The organism is Alkalihalobacterium sp. APHAB7 (genome assembly GCF_048323755.1).
Classification (GTDB): Bacteria; Bacillota; Bacilli; order Bacillales; family Bacillaceae_F; genus Alkalihalobacterium.
Genome location: NZ_JBLWFS010000066.1, coordinates 1 through 1,393, shown reverse-complemented (window position 1 = coordinate 1,393; position 1,393 = coordinate 1). Strand labels below are relative to the sequence as shown.

At 37.8% G+C, this 1,393-nt stretch carries 1 protein-coding gene; it reads left to right on the top strand.

The window, feature by feature from the left end:
• Positions 1–83: 83 nt before the first annotated feature.
• Positions 84–1,250, top strand: a complete 1,167-nt coding sequence (locus ACNSTQ_RS23005) for an IS256 family transposase (RefSeq protein ID WP_418202053.1) — start codon at positions 84–86, stop codon at positions 1,248–1,250.
• The last annotated feature ends 143 nt before the right edge of the window (positions 1,251–1,393 follow it).

Sequence of the window (1,393 nt, the reverse complement as noted above, 5' to 3'; positions counted from 1 at the left end):
TATAATTGTGTAAAAAGAATAAGCCATATCAATTTCTGGTTACAATGTTTTCAACCACGAAAAACCGTAAAGGAGAAATTGATATGACTCAAATTAAGTTTACCCTAAATATGGAAGATTTAAAAGAGGAGGTCATGAACTCTGGTTTAGATGCCGTGATTAAATCTTCTCTTGTACTGGTATTAAATGAGTATATGGAAAAAGAGCGCGATGAATATATGGAATCTAAGTATTACGAGAGGGTTGGAAACCGTAAAGACTATCGAAATGGCTACTATGAAAGAGACTTTACAGTAGCGGTTGGAAAGCTTAATCTTAAGGTTCCTCGTACGAGAAATGGCGATTTCTCTACGACCTTATTTGAGAAATACCAACGCTCAGATCAAGCACTCGTTTTATCTATGCTTGAAATGGTGGTTAATGGTGTTTCTACTCGTAAGGTAACAAAGATTGTGGAACAACTTTGTGGTGAAAGTGTCTCCAAGTCTATGGTCTCAAGTCTTACAGTTAAATTAGATCCCATCGTAAAGACATGGGCTGAGCGCCCACTCAATGTCATGTACTATAAATATATCTTTGTCGACGCCATGTATATCAAAGTAAGAGAGCATAATAAAGTCGTGTCTAAAGCGGTGTATATTGCGGTGGGAGTAAATGATAAAAACAAAAGAGAGATCATTGGTCTAAGTGTTAATCATGCCGAGACTAAAGCAGGCTGGACTCAATTTTTCGATCAGTTAAAAGCAAGAGGATTGCAGTCTCCAAGAATGGTTATTTCTGACGCACATGAAGGCTTGAAAAATGCCATTAAGGATTCATTCATCGCAACAAGCTGGCAACGCTGTACCTTCCATTTCAAATGGAATATCGTCGATCGGATGCCGAAGAAGAACTCAATTGAGGCCAAAGAGATGTTGAAACGGATGTTTGATGCACCTTCTCCAGAGGAAGCAAGAAAGCTTAAAGGTGAATTTATTCAGGCATATGAAAATGAAAAAGGTTATGAAAAAGCGATTGAAGTATTAGATGACGGCTTTGAGGATGCGATTCAATTTTTGGATGAACCTATCGAAAATCGTACCAAAATTAGAACAACGAACAATTTAGAGCGCCTAAATGTAGAAATTAGAAGAAGAGAGCGCGTAATTAGAATTTTTCCTAATACCCAATCAGCATTACGTTTAATTGGGGCAGTATTAATGGATTACGAGAAAACGTTAGATCAAGGCAACCGAAAATACTTACCATGACCGCCCTATGCCTCACGCGAAGCGAAAATTTTTGGAGAAAGAGGGGGTACCCCCTCTTTCTCCAAAAAATAATAAACCCTACCAAAAAACTAGTTAGGTGAAAACATTGATTCTCAAATTTACACAGGATTGTGGACTTGACT

Excerpts from the sequence above, each read along its gene's own strand:
- ACNSTQ_RS23005 (WP_418202053.1), top strand. The coding sequence starts at position 84 with ATGACTCAAATTAAGTTTACCCTAAATATGGAAGATTTAAAAGAGGAG.